Origin of the sequence: Hyphomicrobium sp., assembly GCF_036262015.1 — a bacterium.
In the GTDB taxonomy this organism is placed as follows: Bacteria; Pseudomonadota; Alphaproteobacteria; order Rhizobiales; family Hyphomicrobiaceae; genus Hyphomicrobium_C.
This window is the reverse complement of sequence record NZ_DATAJR010000005.1, coordinates 90437-108135: the sequence shown is the minus strand read 5'-3', so window position 1 is coordinate 108135 and position 17699 is coordinate 90437. Positions and strand designations below refer to the sequence as shown.

Here is a 17699-nt window from a genome sequence, read left to right as displayed (position 1 = left end):
TCAGTTCAGGCTGCGGGTGGCGTAAGGGCTGTCGAGCGAAAAGGCCGGAATGGCAACATCAAACAACTGTCCGGCATGGTCGACCATTTGATAGCTGCCGACCATGATGCCAGACGGCGTCGAAAGAGGGCAGCCGGACGAGTAGGTGAAGGACTGGCCGGGCGGGATGACAGGCGTCTGTCCGACGACGCCCGGCCCGCGCACTTCCTCCGTCTTGCCACGTGCGTCCGTGATCCGCCACACGCGGCTCTTGAGCTGAACGGACTGCTCGCTCTCGTTGGCGATCTCGATGGTGTAGATCCAGAAGAAGTAGGCGTCATCCGGGGACGATTGATCCTCCGAATACTCGGGGGTCACGCGGATGCGGATGCCTTGCGTCACCTGCTCGTATGGAGTTTCGTCTGTCAAAAGGCGGCCCGTCCTTGGTTTTGCTCTGCATTACCATGGCCAAGCGCGGATACGTCAATGAGTTTGAACGGTGTGCGCGTTCTGGCTAGGCCTTGCGGGCAGTTTCGACGGCCGCTTCGAGGTCGGCCGCGAGATCGTCGGCGGCTTCGAGGCCCACGGAGAGACGAAGCATGCCGTCGGTGATCCCCAACTCAGCGCGTGCCTCGGGCCCGATCCGGAAATGCGTCGTTGTCGGCGGATGCGTGATGATGCTCTTCGCGTCGCCCAAGTTGTTGGAAATTTTCACGATCTTGAGCGCGTTCTGCAGCCGGAACGCCGCCTCCTTGCCGCCTTCGACCTCGAACGCGATCATCTGACCGCCGCCGGTCATCTGCCGCTTCGCGATCTCCGCCTGCGGATGATCCGCGCGGCCGCAATAGATGACGCGGCTGACGCCCTTCAGAGTCGCGAGGTGATCGGCGAGGGCCGCCGCCGTGTCACTCTGGGCCTTCACACGCAGCGGTAGTGTTTCGAGGCCCTTCAGCATGACCCAGGCGTTGAAGGGGCTCAGCGAGGGACCGGTCTGGCGGATGTAATCCTGCAGGTGGTCGGTCAGGAACTTGTTCGAGCAGAGCACCGCGCCGCCGAGGCAGCGGCCCTGGCCGTCGATGTGCTTGGTCGCGGAATAGACGACGACGTCGGCGCCGTGGGCAAGCGGACGCTGCAGCATCGGCGTCGCGAAGACGTTGTCGACGATGGTGAGAATGCCGGACTTGCGCGCAATTTCGGCCACGCCCGCGATGTCCACCAGATCGAGCGTGGGGTTGGCGGGGGTCTCGAAGAAGAAGGCCTTCGTGTTCGGCTTGATGGCGGCCTTCCAGGCTTCCAGGTCACGGCCGTCGATCAGTGTCATGGCGATGCCGAAGCGCGGGCACAGCGTTTCGACGATGTAGCGGCAGGAGCCGAACATGGCGCGGGCGGCGACGATGTGGTCGCCAGCCTTTAGGTAGGCGAGGATCGCGGAGGAGACGGCGGCCATACCGGTGGCGGTCGCGCGGGCCACTTCGGCGCCTTCCAGGAGGCGGAGGCGCTCTTCGAACATGGAGACGGTGGGATTGCCAAAGCGCGAATACTGAAAGCCCGGGTCCTCGTTCTTGAAGCGGGCTTCGGCCTGTTCCGCGGAGTTGTAAACGAAGCCCTGGGTGAGGAAGAGCGCTTCTGCGGTCTCGCCGAATTGCGAGCGAAGCACGCCGCCATGCACGAGCTGAGTTTCCGGGCTCCAGCTTGCGGGGTCGGCGGAGATCTTCGTCTTCTTTGCCATGGACTTGTCCTTCGCGCGTTTCGGGCTCGCTCGCCCGAAAAATCCAAGACCGGCCCGCATGGGGTCATTCGGTCACAAAAAATCCGGCCGTCCTCCCCGCTTCCATGAGCCAGGGCGGACCTCAAGCCGGGTCTCGCGCATGGGCCCTTTTTAGCGAGTTCTTTTACGTGGCTGCAAGCCGGCCGGCCAAATCACCACGATCAGCAAGGCTGATAGGGCGGGATTAACGCCTCGGGCCTCTTGGCGTCAAGGGGCGCTTCGTCTAGAGCGAGCAGAGGGAGGAGTTAACCTGATGTCGCAAGCCCCGAAAACTGCAGCGTCTGAGACCGGTCCGCTCGGTGTGGCCGCGGCGGATGGAATCCTACCCGTGCAGGCCATTCGGGCGCTGATCTCGGCGGGCGCTCTCAAAGCCGCACAACCTCTCGATCCTGGGCAGCTTCAGCCGGCGAGCGTGGACCTGCGTCTCGGGCCGCGCGCCTATCGCGTGCGGGCAAGCTTCCTGCCCGGCCCTGGCGGACAGGTCGCCAGCAAGCTCGCGGATCTCAAGCTGCACGAGTTCGACATCGAGAACGGTGCGGTGCTGGAGACCGGCTGCGTTTACGTGGTGCCCCTGCTCGAAAGCCTGAACTTGCCGCAGGCGATCGCGGCGTCGGCCAATCCCAAAAGTTCGACAGGGCGGCTCGATGTGTTCACGCGCGTGATCGCGGATGGCGTATCGGCCTTCGATCTCGTGCCGGCCGGTTACCGAGGGCCGCTTTACGCAGAGATTTGTCCGCAGACGTTTCCGATCGTCGTCCGCAAGGGCTCGAAGCTGACGCAGCTTCGCTTCCGGCACGGCGATCCGCGGGAGACGGACGACGGCCTGCTGGCTTTGCATGCGTCGCAAACGCTCGTCTCTGGCGTCGGCTCGGATGCCGACATCCAGGATGGCATCGCGTTGTCGGTCGATCTCGCAGGCGACGGCCTGATCGGCTATCGCGCGAAACGACACACGGGTGTGGTGGATGTGGACGCGCCTGGCTCGTGTGCGATCGCCGACTACTGGGAGCCGGTGAAGGCCGATGCACAGCGCCGGCTCATTCTCGATCCCGATCAGTTCTACATTCTGGCTTCGAAGGAGGCCGTGCATATTCCGCCGACGCATGCCGCGGAGATGATGCCGTTCAATCCACTGGTCGGGGAATTCCGTGTGCACTACGCGGGCTTCATGGATCCCGGGTTTGGACACTCGGCTGCAGGTGGCACGGGATCGCGCGTGGTGCTCGAAGTGCGCTCGCACACCGTGCCCTTCATTCTGGAGGACGGACAGATTGTCGGGCGGCTGGTCTATGAGCGCATGATGGATGTGCCGGAGATGCTCTATGGCCGCGATCTCGGCAGCCATTATCAGGCTCAGGGTCTCAAGCTGTCGAAGCACTTCCGCTAGGGTTCCGTCGGTATCCGACTGGACAATAAGATCTGCGGAATTAGGAGTCCGTTAAGCTTGTCCCGGCGAGGGTGTCTGCATTCGCGCAGAGCGATTCACCCGTGGGATTTTCCGACATGCCTTCGATTTCATCCGTGAATTCGACCGCGGTTCTGATCCTGCAACAAACGACCTCCACTGCGTCCTCGACCGATACGACCAAGCAGCCAGGCAACACGCTGCTTGCTGTCGCCAACGGCGTTTACGACGTGGGGGCTGGTCCTCAGGCACAAGCGCGTAAGAAGGTCTCTGAGGCCTTGTTCGATGCGAGCAAGCCGAACGCCATGCAGATGAAGATCGATCTCATGCACCGGCTGGGTGACGAGTTCGGAATCTCGATGGACGATTTCGAGTCCGCCTCGCAGTTCGGTGCCGCGATCCGCGATGAGATCGGGAAGATCAAGCTGCAGGAAGGCGGTGCACTGGCGCTCGCTGCCATTGAGAAGAAGCTCGGCCTCGACAAGCTCGGCATTTCACTCGACGAGCTTGTCAGCGCCATCATCGATCCCGAAGGGGATGAGGCTGAGAAGCTCGATGCGGCGCTGACGAAGAAGTTGGGTGAAGACGCAAGGGACGGCACGAAGGACACTGCGCGTGTTAGCATTGCGCCGCTTCAACGCGATGAACTCGGTCTCTACGGGTTCTGAGATCGCCGTCTCAGGCGCCATCAGTTGGCGCGCTCGGTATCCGGGCACTTGAGCGGCTTGGCCGCTTTCAAAATGGCGGCGACCACGCCGGGAAACTTCTCGTCGATCTCGTGGATCCGTAACGAGTTCACGACCTCGGTGCCGCGCCGCTCGGACTGAATGAGTCCGGCTTCGCGCAAAACCTGGAAATGATGCGACTGCGTCGACTTCGGCAAGTGCGAGGGCGCTGCCGTCGAGCAATTGAGCGGGCAGTCTCCACTAATCAGACGGCGAACGATCTCCAGCCGCACAGGATCTGCGAGCGCATAGAGGATGCTCTCTAAGCGGATGGTTTCAGCCGGGGGATGTAGAAATGGTCTCTGCACGCCCACCAATATGGACCAGTCTCCCTGAAATTCAATAGTTCAATAATATTGAACTTCCGTATCTTCGTACATAAGTGAGCCTCAGCCGGCCCCACACGCGTGGACGGTTCGATCGATAAGTGGGGCTTAGAGCTATGAGAAATATGGAGAATGTTCCATGTCAGGTTCCCTTGAAGGCAAAATTGCGCTCGTTACAGGCGGCAGCCGCGGCATTGGCCGGGCGATCTCGGAGCGTTTGGCCGCTGACGGCGCGCTGGTCGCGGTTCACTACGGAAAGAACAAGTCGGCTGCCGACGAGGTGGTGGCGGGCATCGCGGCGAAAGGCGGTCAGGCGTTCGCAATCGGAGCGGACCTTGCCGCCAAGAATGGCGTGAAGGGTCTCTATGCGGCGCTTGATAAAGAGCTTCAGGCGCGCACGGGATCGACCAAGTTCGACATCCTCGTCAACAACGCGGGCATCGCCCCGTTCGTGGGTTTCGCGGAGACGACGGAAGACGTTCTGGACGAGATCTATGCCGTGAACGTGAGGGCCGTTTTCTTCTCGACGCAGGAAGCGTCGAAGCGTTTGCGCGATGGTGGCCGCGTCGTGAATCTGTCGAGCGAAGTTGCGCGCGCGCCAGCTCCGGCTCTTGCGGCCTATTCCGCGCTCAAGGCGCCGATCAATAACCTCACCAAGTCGCTCGCGGTCGTGTTGGGTGAGCGTTCGATCACCGTCAACGCCATTGCTCCTGGTGCCATCGATACCGACATGGCGGCGGCGCTCGTGAACGATCCTGCGACCGTCGAACATCTCAAATCGCAGCAGGCGCTGAAGCGGATCGGGCAGCCGCAGGATATTGCTGATGCGGTGGGCTTCCTCGCGGGTCCGGATGCCCGCTGGGTGACGGGCCAGACGGTCTACACGTCGGGTGGTGCGTTCCTGACCATATAGCTGTCGTTGATGAGACCGATGATTCACGCTTTGCGCTTCTTCTGCGCTGCCGATTCACGTCGCGCCTGATAGGCGGCGCGACGATCGGAGCGGCTAGGACCCAAAGCGATCATGGTCTTGAGATGCCTCGGCTCTCGCGCGGCATGATCCCCCGCATGTGCGCGTGACGGAATGATCGCGGTGCGCCCGGCTTCACCCCTGGGCCAAGAGGCGCCCGCGTCAAACTATGTCCCAAGACGTTCCGTCTTCGAGAGCCGGGGCTACATCGACTTGAAGTAGTCGGCAAGGAAGCGTTCGTAGATCGCGGTGAGGCGTTTGAGGTCTTCGATGGGAACGTGCTCGTCGACGGCGTGGATCGTCTTGTTGACGAGGCCGAACTCGACGACGGGGCAGAGATCCTTGATGAAGCGCGCGTCCGAGGTGCCGCCGCCCGTCGTGAGTGCGGGCGTGCGGCCCGTTTCAGCTTTGATCGCGGCGGAGAGTGTGTCGACGAGGATGCCGGGATCGGTGAGGAATACGTCGCCGGTGCCGGAGCATTCGATGTCGTAGTCGGCGGCGATTGTCGCTGCGGACGCCTTGCACTGTTCGCGCAGCCACTCTTCGATGGCTGGGCGGCGCCACGTGTCGTTGTAGCGGATGTTGAGTGTAGCGCGGGCTTCTGCGGGAATAACGTTCGACGCGCGGTTCGGCACCGAGAGCACGGTCACCTGCAAGTTCGAGGGCTCGAAGTGTTGCGTGCCATCGTCGATCTTCGCGGTGGTGAGCCGGTCCAGAATGCGGACGAGCTTCGGGATCGGGTTGTCCGCCTTCTGTGGGTAGGCGGCGTGACCTTGGCGGCCATGGACGACGATTTCTGCTGTGAGCGATCCGCGGCGTCCGATCTTGATCTCGTCGCCGAGCGCTTCGGGATTCGACGGTTCGCCGACGATGCACGCGTTCGCCCTCTCGCCACGCGTGCGCATCCAGTCGAGTAGTTTCATCGTGCCGTTGATGGACGGGCCTTCCTCGTCTCCCGTGATCAGGAACGAGATCGAGCCTTGCGGTGTGCCGCCATTGGGGAGGTAACGCAGGGCTGCGGCGACGAAACAGGCGACGCCGCCCTTCATATCCACGGCACCGCGGCCGTAGAGAATTCCGTCCCGGATCTCGCCTGCGAATGGTGGCACCGTCCACGCCTCAAGATTGCCGGGCGGAACGACGTCCGTGTGGCCGGCGAAGCAGAGGTTCGGCTGGTTCTCGCCGAGGCGCGCGTAGAGGTTTTCGACGTCGGGTGTGCCGGGCTCACTGAAGGTCATGCGGTGGCAGGTGAAGCCCGCAGGAGTCAGAATGTTTTCGAGCAGCGTGAGCGCGCCGCCTTCGTTGGGTGTCACGCTTTCGCAGCGGATCAGCGCCTGGGTGAGCGCCACCGGATCTTTCGGATCTAACGTCATGAATGCACTTTCGGAGCCAGCGCATCGCTCGCCGGACGAGACGGCATGCGCTCTTGCACGAGTTCGATCTTCTGCCAGATTTTCTGACTGAGGTTTGCGGTCAGACGCTCGATGTCGCCGACGGCATCGACGATGACGGGATCGCGCAGCTTGTCGGCATAAAGGGCCGCGACCTTTCCAGACAACGACAACAGCTCCGAGCAATATCCGAGGTAGCGCAAGAGCTGGTAGACGCTCATCGGCCGGTCCGGAGACGAAGACGTTCGTGGCGCGCCGAATGCGGACGGATCCTTCGTCAATTGGTGCATGTCGATGACATGCACGATCGAGCGGAACTCGTGCAGCGCCTTGAGCGCCTGGTCGCGCCGCCACCGGCTTTCGAGCGACACTAAGAAAAGTGCGGTTGCGCCGAGCACGATGAGGACGCTGACGCCCGCGTCGATGCCCTGGACGACTTCGGAAAGCTCGGTCGAGGCTGAGATGCTGAGCGCGTCCTTGGCGGAGATTACCAGCCAGATGATGAGCGCGGCCGCGCCGGCCAAGAGGAAGATCAACAGGGCGCGTAGGCCGAGGTACGGCCGTGCGATGCGGTCCACTTTCTCTTGTGTCTCTTTGGCGATGTTCGTCAGATCGGTGCTGACGCCCGCAAGCCCGGAGTTTGGAAAACGCTCGCAGATGCGCTTTGTCAGCGTCTCGAGCGTTGCGATAATCTGTTCGGGATTGAGCGTGCGATACATCTTTTGGGTGCGTATCTGACCGGGCGAGCCAATAGGTGGCGAACCCTAGCACAGAACCCGGCGGTTGCACGCGGCCCTATCGTGGGATGCGCCGCGTGCAGGCCGATGCTGGTCAGTCGCGCAGGAGCTCGTTGATCGAGGTCTTGGAGCGGGTCTTCTCGTCGACGCGCTTGACGATGACAGCGCAGTAAAGGTTCGGACCCGGTTCGCCGTTCGGCAGCGGCTTGCCCGGCATGGAGCCCGAGACGACAACCGAATAAGGCGGCACCTTGCCGAAATGCTTCTCGCCGGTGGAGCGGTCGATGATGGTGGTCGATGCGCCGAGATAGACGCCCATCGAGAGCACCGAACCCTCGCCGACGAGCACGCCTTCTGCCACTTCGGCGCGGGCGCCGATGAAGCAGTTGTCCTCGATGATCACGGGGCCGGCCTGGAGCGGCTCGAGCACGCCGCCGATGCCGGCGCCGCCCGAGATGTGGCAGTTCTTGCCGATCTGGGCGCACGATCCGACGGTGGCCCAGGTGTCGACCATGGTGCCGCTATCGACGCGGGCGCCGAGATTGACGAAAGAGGGAAGCAGCACGACGCCGGGGGCGATGTAGGCCGAGCGGCGGACGACGGCGCCGGGCAGCACGCGGAAGCCGCCCTTCTTGAAGTCGTCCTCGGTCCAGCCCTCGAACTTGGGAGGCACCTTGTCCCAGTAGAACGAGCCTGCGGGCCCACCCGGGATGAGACCCATGTCGTTAAGGCGGAAGGACAGGAGCACGGCCTTCTTCAGCCACTGGTTGACCGTCCATTCGCCGCTGGTTTTTTCTGCAACACGGGCTTCGCCCTTGTCCAGCAGGTTAAGCGCGGATTCGACGGCATCGCGAACCGGCCCCTTGGTGGCAGAGGTGACGCTGTCGCGCGTTTCCCAGGCTGCTTCGATGGTCTTCTGCAGGTCGCTCATGCGTCGTCACCCCATGGTCCGGTCTTGATCTTGGGGGCGTTCATGGCCGCTGCCGGCGGGGTCTGTCAATGCTCGGGCCGTTTTGCCTTGAAGTCCGGTACGGCAAACTTCGCGTTAACGGGATTGCGCTAATTTTACAGGACCGGGGTGGCCTGAAGCTCCTGTATGGCCGTCGGCGAGCGTATGCGTACCTGTAATGCGTGGGGAGGTTGGCGTGCTTGGTTCCCAGGAACTCGGGGCAAGAGGCCCGAGTGGTGTCGTGACGGCCGGTCCGTGGATCGCCCGCGACAGCTATGTTGCCGAGACGGCCGTCGCCATCGATCGGCTGACGGCGAAAATCGAACGTCTCGAGCGGCGCGAAGAAGCGCTCAAGGCGCAGGTCGCCGAGCTTATCGAGCATGCTCAACAGGCGTCACGATTGCAGTCTCTGGCGGAAAGCCTCAAGAATTCGCGAGATTTCAAGCTGGACGAAGTGGTCCGGCTGATCAAAGACGTGCGCGGCCGCGTTGAGGCCCTCGAAGGGCCGCGCACGGATTTTCACGCCGTCACGCACAAGTCCCTGGTGGCGATCGACCGTAAGCTCGCGGAGCTTTCATCGCTCGAAAGCCGCGACGCACGGCTGATTTCGCGATTGAAGCTGGCTGGCGTGACAGCCGTGGTGTCGCTTTCGGCTGTTGTGGCGTCGGTTGCGGCGTTCGCTCTCTAGTCGACCAATCCTGCTTACAGGCCGGCGGGTGGCGTCTGCATGGCTTCAGAGATGAGTCGCTTGGCGGCTTCGGAGTCCCATTCGGCAGGTCCAGGCAGGCGGCCGATTTCGCGGCCGTCCGCGTCGATCAGGATGGTAGTCGGCATTCCGACCGCTTTCAGGGCCGAGCCACTGCGGGTGGTCGGATCCGCATAGAGCTTGAGCGACTTCACGCCGGTTTCGTTCAGGAATTTTTTGGCTGCTTCGGCGCCCGTGCGATCCACGGCGAGGGCCACCACCTCGAATTTTTCCGAACCCAGCTCGGCCTGCAGACGGTCGAGGGACGGCATCTCCTCGCGGCACGGTGCACACCACGTCGCCCAGAGGTTCAACAGGATCATTTTGCCGCGAAAGTCCTTGAGTGTCTTGGCGGCTCCGGTGCCGTCGACAAAGTTAACATCGGCCAAGGGCTCCGGCGCGCTCTTGAAGACGAACGCCGGCATTCCTTCTGCCCGCCGGACGGCGCCCGCGGGCTTTTTGTCCGCGACTTGATCGCCGGATGGGGCAAGGGCGCTGTTGTCAGGCCGGCCAAGCGTGCCGTATACCGCCGCAAAGCCGATAAGAGCCGCTATGGCGGCCAGGGCCACTACGGCTGCGATGCTTTTCCTGGGCGCGCTGGTCGGGGTGGCGTCGTTCATTTGTTACTTCCGATCGTCAAGGTTCCATCGTGCTTCTTGGAAATCCGGTTCTCATTTTTCCGGAAGTACTCTTAGGGTCTCGCGGAGGGCCCGCTACGTGACAGAAAAAAGCGCCAACAAGATGTGGGGCGGCCGGTTCGCCGCTTCGCCCGCCGAGATCATGGAGGAGATAAATGTCTCCATCTCCTTCGACAAGGCGTTAGCTCCGCAAGACATCCGCGGCTCCAAGGCGCATGCCGCGATGCTGGCCGAGGTCGGCATCATTACCAAGAGCGATGCGCGCGAGATCCTGCGCGGTCTCGATCAGGTGGCAGCCGAAATCCAAGACGGTTCGTTCGAATTCAAGCGTGCGCTTGAAGACGTGCATATGAACGTCGAGAGTCGGCTCAAAGAGATCATCGGCCAGCCGGCCGGGCGCCTGCACACGGCGCGGTCGCGCAACGACCAGGTGGCGACCGATTTCCGGCTCTTCGTCCGGGATACTACGGACGCTATCATCCCGGCGATCGGCGAGCTGCAACGCGTGCTGGTCGAGAAGGCCGAAGCGCACGCCGCGACAGTCATGCCCGGCTTCACCCATCTTCAGCCCGCGCAACCGGTCACGTTCGGTCATCATCTCTTGGCGTACGTGGAGATGCTTGGGCGCGATCGCGGCCGGTTCGTCGATGCGCGCAAGCGCCTCAATGAATGCCCGCTGGGCTCGGCGGCGCTCGCCGGGACCTCGTTCCCGATCGACCGCAACAAGACGGCTGACGTTCTCGGCTTCGACCGGCCGATGGCGAATTCGCTCGATGGCGTCGCTGACCGCGATTTCGCGCTCGAAGTTTTGGCCGCGTCGTCGATTGCGGCCGTGCATCTGTCGCGGTTCGCCGAGGAAATCGTGATCTGGATGACGCCGCAGTTCGGCTTCATCACGCTGTCGGACCGGTTCACGACTGGCTCCTCGATCATGCCGCAGAAGCGGAACCCGGATGCGGCGGAACTCGTGCGCGCCAAGGTCGGCCGCATTGCGGCGGCGTTCCAGGGCCTGCTCATGGTGATGAAGGGTCTGCCGCTCGCCTACTCGAAGGACATGCAGGAGGACAAGGAGGCGACCTTCGATGCGTTGGCGTCGCTGCGTCTCGCCCTGCTTGCCATGACGGGGATGGTTCAGGACCTGGAACCGGTGAAGGAGACGATGCGGGCAGCTGCCGGGCGGGGTTATTCCACGGCGACCGATCTGGCCGATTGGCTGGTGCGGGAACTCAAGATGCCGTTCCGTGATGCCCACCATGTCACGGGCTCCATCGTGAAGGCGGCGGAAGACCGGGGGCTCGACCTGGAAAATGTTCCCCTGGACGTGATGCAGGCCATCGAACCGCGCATATCGAACAGCGTTTACTCTGTTCTTTCGGTGGAGAACTCCGTAAAGTCCCGGAAGAGCTATGGGGGAACTTCGCCACAGAACGTCACGAAAATGGCGCGGGCCTGGGCTCGGCGCTTGGAAAAGGAGAGCGCGGGGCGCTAAATTGGCCTCAGTTCTCCGCTAGGGGTGATGTTCGGGCGGGCTTTAGAGGGCTTGATCGGGATGACGGGTTTGCTTCGTGCATTTTTGGCCGTTTCGGCCCTGGCGTTTGCGCTGGGCGGCTGCGGCGTGCGCGGTGGCCTCGAAACCCCCTCGGAATCGAAGACCGAGACCACCGCAGAAGCTCCGTCGGGCGAGGGTAAGCCCGAGAACGCAGCTCCCAAGCCGCATAAAGGTTTTGTGCTCGACGGGCTGTTGCGCTAGCCGCGCTCCGGCTATACGTGCGTCGCCATTCCCTTCGGACGCACCGTTTCCATGCATCACTTCTCCTATAAGGACGGCGTGCTTCACGCCGAGGACGTTAGTCTGACCCGCATCGCCGCGGAGGTCGGAACGCCCTTCTATTGCTATTCCACCGCCACGCTCGAACGGCACTACAAGGTGCTGGCGCAGGCGTTCGCCGGGCAGGACGCGACAATCTGCTTCGCGGTCAAAGCCAACTCGAATCAGGCCGTGCTCGCAACCATGGCGCGGCTCGGCGCCGGTATGGACGTGGTCTCTGAAGGAGAGTTGAGACGCGCGCGCGCGGCTGGCGTTCCGGCGGACAAGATCATCTTCGCGGGAGTGGGTAAGTCGCCCGAGGAGATGGCCTATGCCCTGCAGGAGGGCATCTTCAGCTTCAACGTGGAGAGCGAGCCGGAGTTGGTGGCCCTGTCCGAGGTCGCTGCAAACCTCGGTGTGACGGCACGCGTGGCGCTTCGCGTCAATCCGGACGTCGATGCCAAGACGCACGCCAAGATCTCGACCGGCAAGTCCGAGAACAAGTTCGGCATTCCGTATCTCAAGGCGGTGGCGCTTTACAACGAGGCGAGGGAATTGCCGGGTCTCGCCGTGCAAGGCATTCACATGCACATTGGCAGCCAGATCACGGATCTGGCGCCGTTCCGCGATGCGTTCCGGCTGATGCGCGACCTCACATTGGAGCTGCGCCGCGAAGGTCACGACATCCATCATCTCGACATCGGCGGCGGTCTCGGCGTGCCCTATCGCGGCTCGAACGATGTGCCTCCCCATCCGGACGAGTATGCGGCCCTGGTCAAGGAGACGCTGGGGGACCTCGACGCGAAGCTCTATCTCGAGCCGGGTCGTATGATTGTCGGCAATGCGGGCATTCTGGTCGTTCGCACGCTGTTCGCAAAGGAGGGCGCGGGCAAGCGCTTTACGATCGTCGATGGGGCGATGAACGATCTCATCCGGCCGACGCTGTATGAGGCCTATCACGAGGTGTGGCCGGTGCAGGAAGCGCGAGCCTCCGAGCCGCCAGTGCTGCAGGATATCGTGGGGCCGGTATGCGAAACCGGGGATTATCTCGCGGTCGAGCGTAAGTTGCCGCCGTTCGAGGCTGGTGACGTGATGGCGGTGATGACGGCGGGCGCATACGGCGCGGTCATGTCATCGACCTACAATACGCGCCTATTGGTACCGGAAGTGCTGGTCAACGGTAGGGATTACGCCGTCGTGCGGCCACGGCCGAGCTATGATGACCTCATCGGCTTAGACCGGCTTCCCCCCTGGCTGGCCTGAACCCTTCCGGCTCGGTTTGCTCGCGGGATTGTTAGCGCTTTTTAATGAAGCGCCCCTGGGGTGCGTGCTAGGTTTTGACGCATGGAGATGGATCAGGGCACCCGAACGGCCGACCGTTCGTTCGAGCGTAAGATTTGGCGCGCGCAACTGGCCGGGGTTTTCGAGCAGGTTTGGCTCAAGCTCTGGTTTGTGCTGGCGGTTGTCGCGGCGTTCCTTCTCGTTTCCTATGCCGGCATCTGGCCGTTTCTCCCGACCGTCCTTCATGTTGTCCTGCTGGCGGCCTTCGGCATCGCGCTGATTGCGGCGCTTCTCTCCATCGCCCGCGTGCGTTGGCCGGGCCGCGACGAGACCATCCGCCGGATCGAACGCGTCTCGGGTGTGCCGCATCGGCCAGCGTCCTCGTACGAAGACACGCTGAGCGCATCGTCGTCCGATCCAGCGACCCAGGCGATCTGGGCCGCGCATAGGTCGCGCATGGCGGCGTTGCTGGCGAAGCTTCGGCCTGGTAAGCCGCGCCCCCGCACGGACCGTTTCGATCCCTTCGCGGTTCGCGCCGCGGTGTTTCTCGCACTCGTCGGTCTTACGGGACTGCTCGGGGACCGCGCCGTCGAGCGTGTGCGCTCGGCCTTCGTTCTCGGCTCGGCGAGCCAGCTCGCGGAAGCGCGGCTCGACGCGTGGCTGACACCGCCGTCCTACACCGGCAAGCCGCCCGTGATGCTGGCCGACGGTGCCGGTGGAGCCAAGCCGCAGTCCGATCCCGATGGCCGGGTGCCCATTCACGAGGTGCCGATCAAAAGCTTGCTGATCGTGCGCGCGGGCGGAATGGGAGATGCGCCGCTTGCGATCGAGGTTGTGCCGAGCGTCGCCGACGGCGAGAAGCCAATTGTCGAGACGGTCGAGGCCAAGACCGAAAAGAACACGGGCGACCTCAAAGAGGTGCGCCACGAGATGAAGCGCTCGGCGACGGTGCGAGCGCTGGCCAACGGGCGCGAGCTTGCGAGCTGGCACATTGCCATTACGCCGGATCAGATTCCCAAGATTTCTCTGTCTCGTCCGCCGGAACTTACGCCGCGCGGCTCGCTCAAGCTCACATACAAAGTTGAAGACGACTACGGCGTGGTTGGCGCCGGCGTGAAGCTGCAGCGCCTCAAGGATCCCTTGCCGGATCCGCGCAAGGCCTGGGCGCGGCCCGAAGTTCCAAGGGGTCCGCGCCAACCCTTGATCCGTCCGCCAAAGCTCGAGCTGAAGCTGCCGAAGGCGAATGCGACCTCGGCGGAAGCGCATACGTATTTCGAGATGGCTTCGCACCCCTGGGCGGGTCGCAAAGTAATCATGACGCTCGAAGCCAAGGATATGGCGGGCCAGATCGGTCGCAGCCCTGGCTTCGAGATGATCCTCCCGGAGCGCAAGTTCACGAAGCCTTTGGCGCGTGCCGTCGTGGAACAGCGCAAGAAGCTGCTCGATGATAGCCGCTATCGCCCGGTCGTGCTGACCGCGCTCGATGCGCTGACGCTGGAGCCCGACGGCTTCATTGAAGATCCGAAGATCTATCTCGGGCTGCGTACCGTTTATCACCGGCTGAAGAACGATCGCTCGCGCACTGCCTTCAAAAGCGTCATCGACCAGATGTGGCAGATCGCGCTCCGCATCGAGGACGGCAGTCTGTCCGACGCGGAGCGGGCGCTCAAGGATGCCCAGGACAAGCTGGCGAAGGCGCTCGAAAACGGTGCGTCCGAGGAAGAGATCAAGCAACTGATGCAGGAGCTGCGTCAGGCGCTCAACGAGTTCATGAAACAGCTCGCCCAGGAGAACCAGGACGGCCAGCCCCAGGAGGGCCAGAACCCAGACCAGCAAACGCTGGCGCAGGAAGATCTCGAGCGCATGATGCGCAATCTCGAGGACATGGCCAAGAGCGGCTCGCGCGAGCAGGCCCAGCAGCTACTTTCGGAAATGCAAGATCTCATGGAACGTCTGCAGTCGGGCCGGCAGGACCAGGCTCAGCAGCAGCGCAACCAAGAGATGATGAAGATGATGGAAGAGCTGGGCAACATGGTTGGTGACCAGCAGAAGCTCATGGACGACACCTACGGCGAACGCCGTGAAGGTGGCGACCAGCAGGGTCAGCAAGGTGGGCAGAAACAGAAGCCGCCACCGGGCATGAAGGGCATGGGTGGTGACGATGGCCAGGAGGGCGATGTGGGCGCTCCTCCGGGACAGGGCGGACAGCCGCAACGCGGACAGCGGGGCCGCGGTGGTCAGGACGGCGGGCAGGCACAGCAGGGCCAGGGCGGACAGCTCGGCCAGGGTGGCAATGAGCGCGGGGGCCTGGACAGCCTTTCACAGCGCCAGCGCGAATTGCGTGACCGGCTCGGGCGCCTGCAGGACGACATGCGCCGCAAGGGCGGCAACCCGAGCCAGCAGCTTCAGGATGCCCAAGGTGCCATGGAGAGCGCCGAGGATGCCCTGCAGCGCGGCGACCTCGAGGAAGCGACCGAGCAGCAGTCCCGCGCCCTCGACCAGATGCGCCAAGGTGCTCAGAACATGGCGCGGGAAATGATGCGGAACATGCCGCAGCGCTATGGCCAATCCGGTGACACGCCGCGAGATCCGCTGGGCCGTCCGCAGCGCTCGCAGGGGCCGGATCTCGGCACGTCGGTCAAAGTGCCGGATCAGATCGATATCCAGCGGGCCCGTGAAATTCTGGAAGAGCTGCGGCGGCGCCTCGGCGAAGCCACGCGCGCGCCGGTCGAGCTCGATTATCTCGAACGCCTGTTGCGGCGGTTCTAGCGAACTTTACGGTGCGGCGACCGGTGCGCTGCGCACGCCGAGGCCGAAGATGCCCTGGTGGCTCACGAGCGTGGTCGTCAGGCGGCCGCCGGGCGGTTCCTCACCCGATAGCCAGTTCTGGAACTGCCGCCAAAGATCAAGCGGCAGCAAGCTGCCGTCCTTCTCCGAGAGCGGCATCTGATATGGCGCGAACGTGAACTTGTATTCGAGGAAATAGGACATGCGCGCCGTGCGCAGCTCGATGCCGAAGAGCGCCTGACCGACGGGCCCCGCGACCTGGTACTCGTACGTGCGAGCGTCCGACTTTGCGAGCTGGACTTCCGAATGAGGCAGGGAAACACCAGCGCCGAGACCGACATACGGCTGGACGCGGACGCTGAAGCTCGGCAGGCGCAGCAGGCCGTTCAGTGTCAGCATGTTGTGGCCGTGGCTGGCTTCCAGCTTGCGAAAGATGTTGCGCAGGACCGCACGTTCGGGCGCAGGCGCGCCATCGAGCGTGCCGGTGAAGCTCTTTTCTTCGTCCAGCTTCGCAATTGTCTTGGAATGCGTGAAGTCGAGCATGGCGCCGGTGCGGCCGCCATAGCGAACGATGCGTGCGCCGTAGTAGATCGGATTGACGAAGGGTTTGCCTTCCCAGTCCACGTCCTTGACGGTGAAATCGTGCACGCCCGTCTTCCGGATCGTGACGTCGCTTGGGTAGGTGTAGGGCACGCCACCATAGCCGGCGAACATGATCTCGCGGCCGGGAGGTGCCAGTGTCGACGGCGAGGATGTGCTGGCCGATGCGCGGTCGGAGTCCGGTCCGCCGGCGACCTGCTCGATGATGGTCGGCGCGATAGCCACGGCGAGCGACGTCATGGCGAACAGGGCAAAGGTGACGTCCGTCAGGTTCGTCCGCTTGTCGGCCGGGGCCGCAGACGGATGATGTGCTGTTGTCCAAGCTGACCCTGTCAGGACTTGCATCATAGTTCCCCCGGAAGACATTGAGCGTGTCGAGTCCCGTCCCAAGTAACGGATCGGGACCGTCCGCTCAACAGGCAGCATGCACGGGCCGGACCCGGTGTGTTTGACCGCGATCAGGAACGGGGTTTTTCCAGCTGTTCCAGTATCTTGTAGACGATGCGAATTTGGGGGGCCTCGCGGGTGAGATAGTCGCGTCCGGTGTACCCCCACCAGTCCCAGCATCCTTGAGGGTTCACGGGAGACGCGGCGGCCTGCGGGAAGAGAATGATGAAGCCATTGTTGTCGGCCCAGTTGGCGTAGCCGGAGTCGCGAATAAAGGTTTCGCCCGTGTTCTCCCGATTCTGGGAGCAGCCGTGGAAGGCGACATGCACGCGGCACGCTTTGGCCGGAGATTGAGCCTCGGCACAGGCGGGTGGAATATAGACAACGCCACGGTCGTCCATGCCGTTATTGGGTATATCCGCGAAGAACGGAGTCTGGTCGAACTCCAAGAACTGTCCGGCGGGTGTGTCCACGCGCGGGTTCATCCGCCCGTAGATCCACGTCAGAACACTGCCGGCCTGATCGTAGTTGCAGTTGACGACGTAGGGCGTGCCGGTGTTCTCGCAGGCGAGCCCCTGGCTGTCGGTGACGAACGCGTGTCCGGCAGGGAGGTTCGAAACATAGGTGAGGTTGCTCTCGGGAACGCCGAGGCGCTTGTAGAAGTCGTAGGCCGCCGCGACGATAGCGGGAACCACCGTGCGGTCGTTCGATCCCGAAAAGAAGTAGACCCTGTCGTCCAGGAGGCTCGCGAGAGGGTCGATGCGTCCGGCGTCGGCGAGCTTGCGGGTTTTTTCGGCGAGCAACTCCGGATCGGGGACGCCCCACATGGCCAGCGCGTTCAGCATGCAGCCGTTGATGGCCTTCGACATGTTGAAGAACGCCAGTCCCGGTCCCGTCATCATGTCGGCGAAGGCGCTCTCGGCGCAGCCGTAGGGACCGCCTGCGATGATTGCGGCGCCCTTTACGATCTTGGAGTGGGCGATCTCGAACTGCCCGGCCATATAGGCGCCGGACGAGATGCCGGACACGGAGGTTTCCGAGATGTTCGCCGCAAGGGAGGGAAGCGCGGCGGCTTGTTTCTCGGCGGCGCCGGCCGGTGCAATGGCGAGCATCACTACGGCCGAGCCGAGGGTGATGCACGTCGCGATCGTTGCAGTCCGCAAGATGCTCACCCTCTCAGCCGTGCCAGCGACTATTCAAGGCG

General features: G+C 63.2%; 17 protein-coding genes and 1 riboswitch. Of the genes, 8 read left to right on the top strand and 9 right to left on the bottom strand.

Annotated elements, in window-relative coordinates; all coding sequences use genetic code 11:
* Both apaG and VHO05_RS04980 read right to left on the bottom strand, forming a co-directional pair.
* The gene (gene apaG / locus VHO05_RS04985; protein WP_329645518.1) at positions 1 to 408 is read right to left on the bottom strand and encodes a Co2+/Mg2+ efflux protein ApaG; all 408 of its coding nucleotides are present in this window, start codon (positions 406 to 408) and stop codon (positions 1 to 3) included.
* Between the two features lie 85 nt (positions 409 to 493).
* Positions 494 to 1708: an O-succinylhomoserine sulfhydrylase gene (locus VHO05_RS04980; protein WP_329645517.1), complete on the bottom strand. Its 1215-nt coding sequence runs from the start codon at positions 1706 to 1708 to the stop codon at positions 494 to 496.
* A gap of 129 nt (positions 1709 to 1837) precedes the next feature.
* Positions 1838 to 1916, bottom strand: a riboswitch (SAM riboswitch).
* A gap of 84 nt (positions 1917 to 2000) precedes the next feature.
* On the opposite strand from VHO05_RS04980, the gene VHO05_RS04975 reads away from it, so the two are divergent.
* Both VHO05_RS04975 and VHO05_RS04970 read left to right on the top strand, forming a co-directional pair.
* Positions 2001 to 3134: a 2'-deoxycytidine 5'-triphosphate deaminase gene (locus tag VHO05_RS04975; RefSeq protein WP_329645516.1), complete on the top strand. Its 1134-nt coding sequence runs from the start codon at positions 2001 to 2003 to the stop codon at positions 3132 to 3134.
* 116 nt (positions 3135 to 3250) lie between these two features.
* Positions 3251 to 3820 carry a hypothetical protein gene (locus tag VHO05_RS04970; RefSeq protein WP_329645515.1) on the top strand — a complete coding sequence of 190 codons (570 nt, stop codon included), beginning with the start codon at positions 3251 to 3253 and terminating at the stop codon, positions 3818 to 3820.
* Between the two features lie 20 nt (positions 3821 to 3840).
* Here the strand turns inward: VHO05_RS04970 and VHO05_RS04965 are convergent, their stop codons facing one another.
* The gene (locus VHO05_RS04965) at positions 3841 to 4191 is read right to left on the bottom strand and encodes an ArsR/SmtB family transcription factor (RefSeq protein WP_414653691.1); all 351 of its coding nucleotides are present in this window, start codon (positions 4189 to 4191) and stop codon (positions 3841 to 3843) included.
* A gap of 151 nt (positions 4192 to 4342) precedes the next feature.
* Between VHO05_RS04965 and VHO05_RS04960 the strand changes: the two genes are divergently transcribed.
* Complete coding sequence (locus VHO05_RS04960; RefSeq protein WP_329645514.1) at positions 4343 to 5116, top strand: SDR family oxidoreductase; 774 nt, start codon at positions 4343 to 4345, stop codon at positions 5114 to 5116.
* A 260-nt stretch (positions 5117 to 5376) separates the two neighbouring features.
* On the opposite strand, the gene dapE is transcribed toward VHO05_RS04960, so the two are convergent.
* From dapE to dapD, 3 genes are all read right to left on the bottom strand, one after another.
* Positions 5377 to 6546 carry a succinyl-diaminopimelate desuccinylase gene (gene dapE / locus VHO05_RS04955; RefSeq protein ID WP_329645513.1) on the bottom strand — a complete coding sequence of 390 codons (1170 nt, stop codon included), beginning with the start codon at positions 6544 to 6546 and terminating at the stop codon, positions 5377 to 5379.
* The gene (locus tag VHO05_RS04950; RefSeq protein WP_329645512.1) at positions 6543 to 7283 is read right to left on the bottom strand and encodes a hypothetical protein; all 741 of its coding nucleotides are present in this window, start codon (positions 7281 to 7283) and stop codon (positions 6543 to 6545) included. Before VHO05_RS04950 ends, dapE begins: the two co-directional genes overlap by 4 nt.
* Before the next feature lie 112 nt (positions 7284 to 7395).
* Positions 7396 to 8232, bottom strand: coding sequence for a 2,3,4,5-tetrahydropyridine-2,6-dicarboxylate N-succinyltransferase (dapD, locus tag VHO05_RS04945; RefSeq protein WP_329645511.1), 837 nt, complete (start codon positions 8230 to 8232; stop codon positions 7396 to 7398).
* Positions 8233 to 8446: 214 nt separating this feature from the next.
* Between dapD and VHO05_RS04940 the strand changes: the two genes are divergently transcribed.
* Positions 8447 to 8938 carry a hypothetical protein gene (locus VHO05_RS04940; RefSeq protein ID WP_329645510.1) on the top strand — a complete coding sequence of 164 codons (492 nt, stop codon included), beginning with the start codon at positions 8447 to 8449 and terminating at the stop codon, positions 8936 to 8938.
* 14 nt (positions 8939 to 8952) lie between these two features.
* Here VHO05_RS04940 and VHO05_RS04935 read toward each other — a convergent pair whose 3' ends face one another.
* A complete protein-coding gene (locus VHO05_RS04935; protein ID WP_329645509.1) occupies positions 8953 to 9615 on the bottom strand; it encodes a TlpA disulfide reductase family protein in 663 nt (220 codons plus the stop codon).
* Between the two features lie 121 nt (positions 9616 to 9736).
* Between VHO05_RS04935 and argH the strand changes: the two genes are divergently transcribed.
* From argH to VHO05_RS04915, 4 genes are all read left to right on the top strand, one after another.
* Positions 9737 to 11122, top strand: a complete 1386-nt coding sequence (argH, locus tag VHO05_RS04930; RefSeq protein WP_329645599.1) for an argininosuccinate lyase — start codon at positions 9737 to 9739, stop codon at positions 11120 to 11122.
* A 60-nt stretch (positions 11123 to 11182) separates the two neighbouring features.
* Positions 11183 to 11383 (top strand): lipoprotein, encoded by a 201-nt coding sequence (locus VHO05_RS04925; protein WP_329645508.1) that lies wholly within the window; start codon positions 11183 to 11185, stop codon positions 11381 to 11383.
* Positions 11384 to 11434: 51 nt separating this feature from the next.
* A complete protein-coding gene (gene lysA / locus VHO05_RS04920) occupies positions 11435 to 12703 on the top strand; it encodes a diaminopimelate decarboxylase (RefSeq protein ID WP_329645507.1) in 1269 nt (422 codons plus the stop codon).
* A gap of 87 nt (positions 12704 to 12790) precedes the next feature.
* The gene (locus VHO05_RS04915; RefSeq protein ID WP_329645506.1) at positions 12791 to 15490 is read left to right on the top strand and encodes a TIGR02302 family protein; all 2700 of its coding nucleotides are present in this window, start codon (positions 12791 to 12793) and stop codon (positions 15488 to 15490) included.
* A 6-nt stretch (positions 15491 to 15496) separates the two neighbouring features.
* Here VHO05_RS04915 and VHO05_RS04910 read toward each other — a convergent pair whose 3' ends face one another.
* Together VHO05_RS04910 and VHO05_RS04905 are read right to left on the bottom strand one after the other, a co-directional pair.
* Positions 15497 to 16453, bottom strand: a complete 957-nt coding sequence (locus tag VHO05_RS04910; RefSeq protein WP_329645505.1) for a hypothetical protein — start codon at positions 16451 to 16453, stop codon at positions 15497 to 15499.
* Positions 16454 to 16566: 113 nt separating this feature from the next.
* On the bottom strand, positions 16567 to 17667 hold the full coding sequence (locus VHO05_RS04905; protein WP_414653690.1) for a poly(3-hydroxybutyrate) depolymerase: 1101 nt from the start codon (positions 17665 to 17667) through the stop codon (positions 16567 to 16569).
* Positions 17668 to 17699 lie beyond the last annotated feature (32 nt).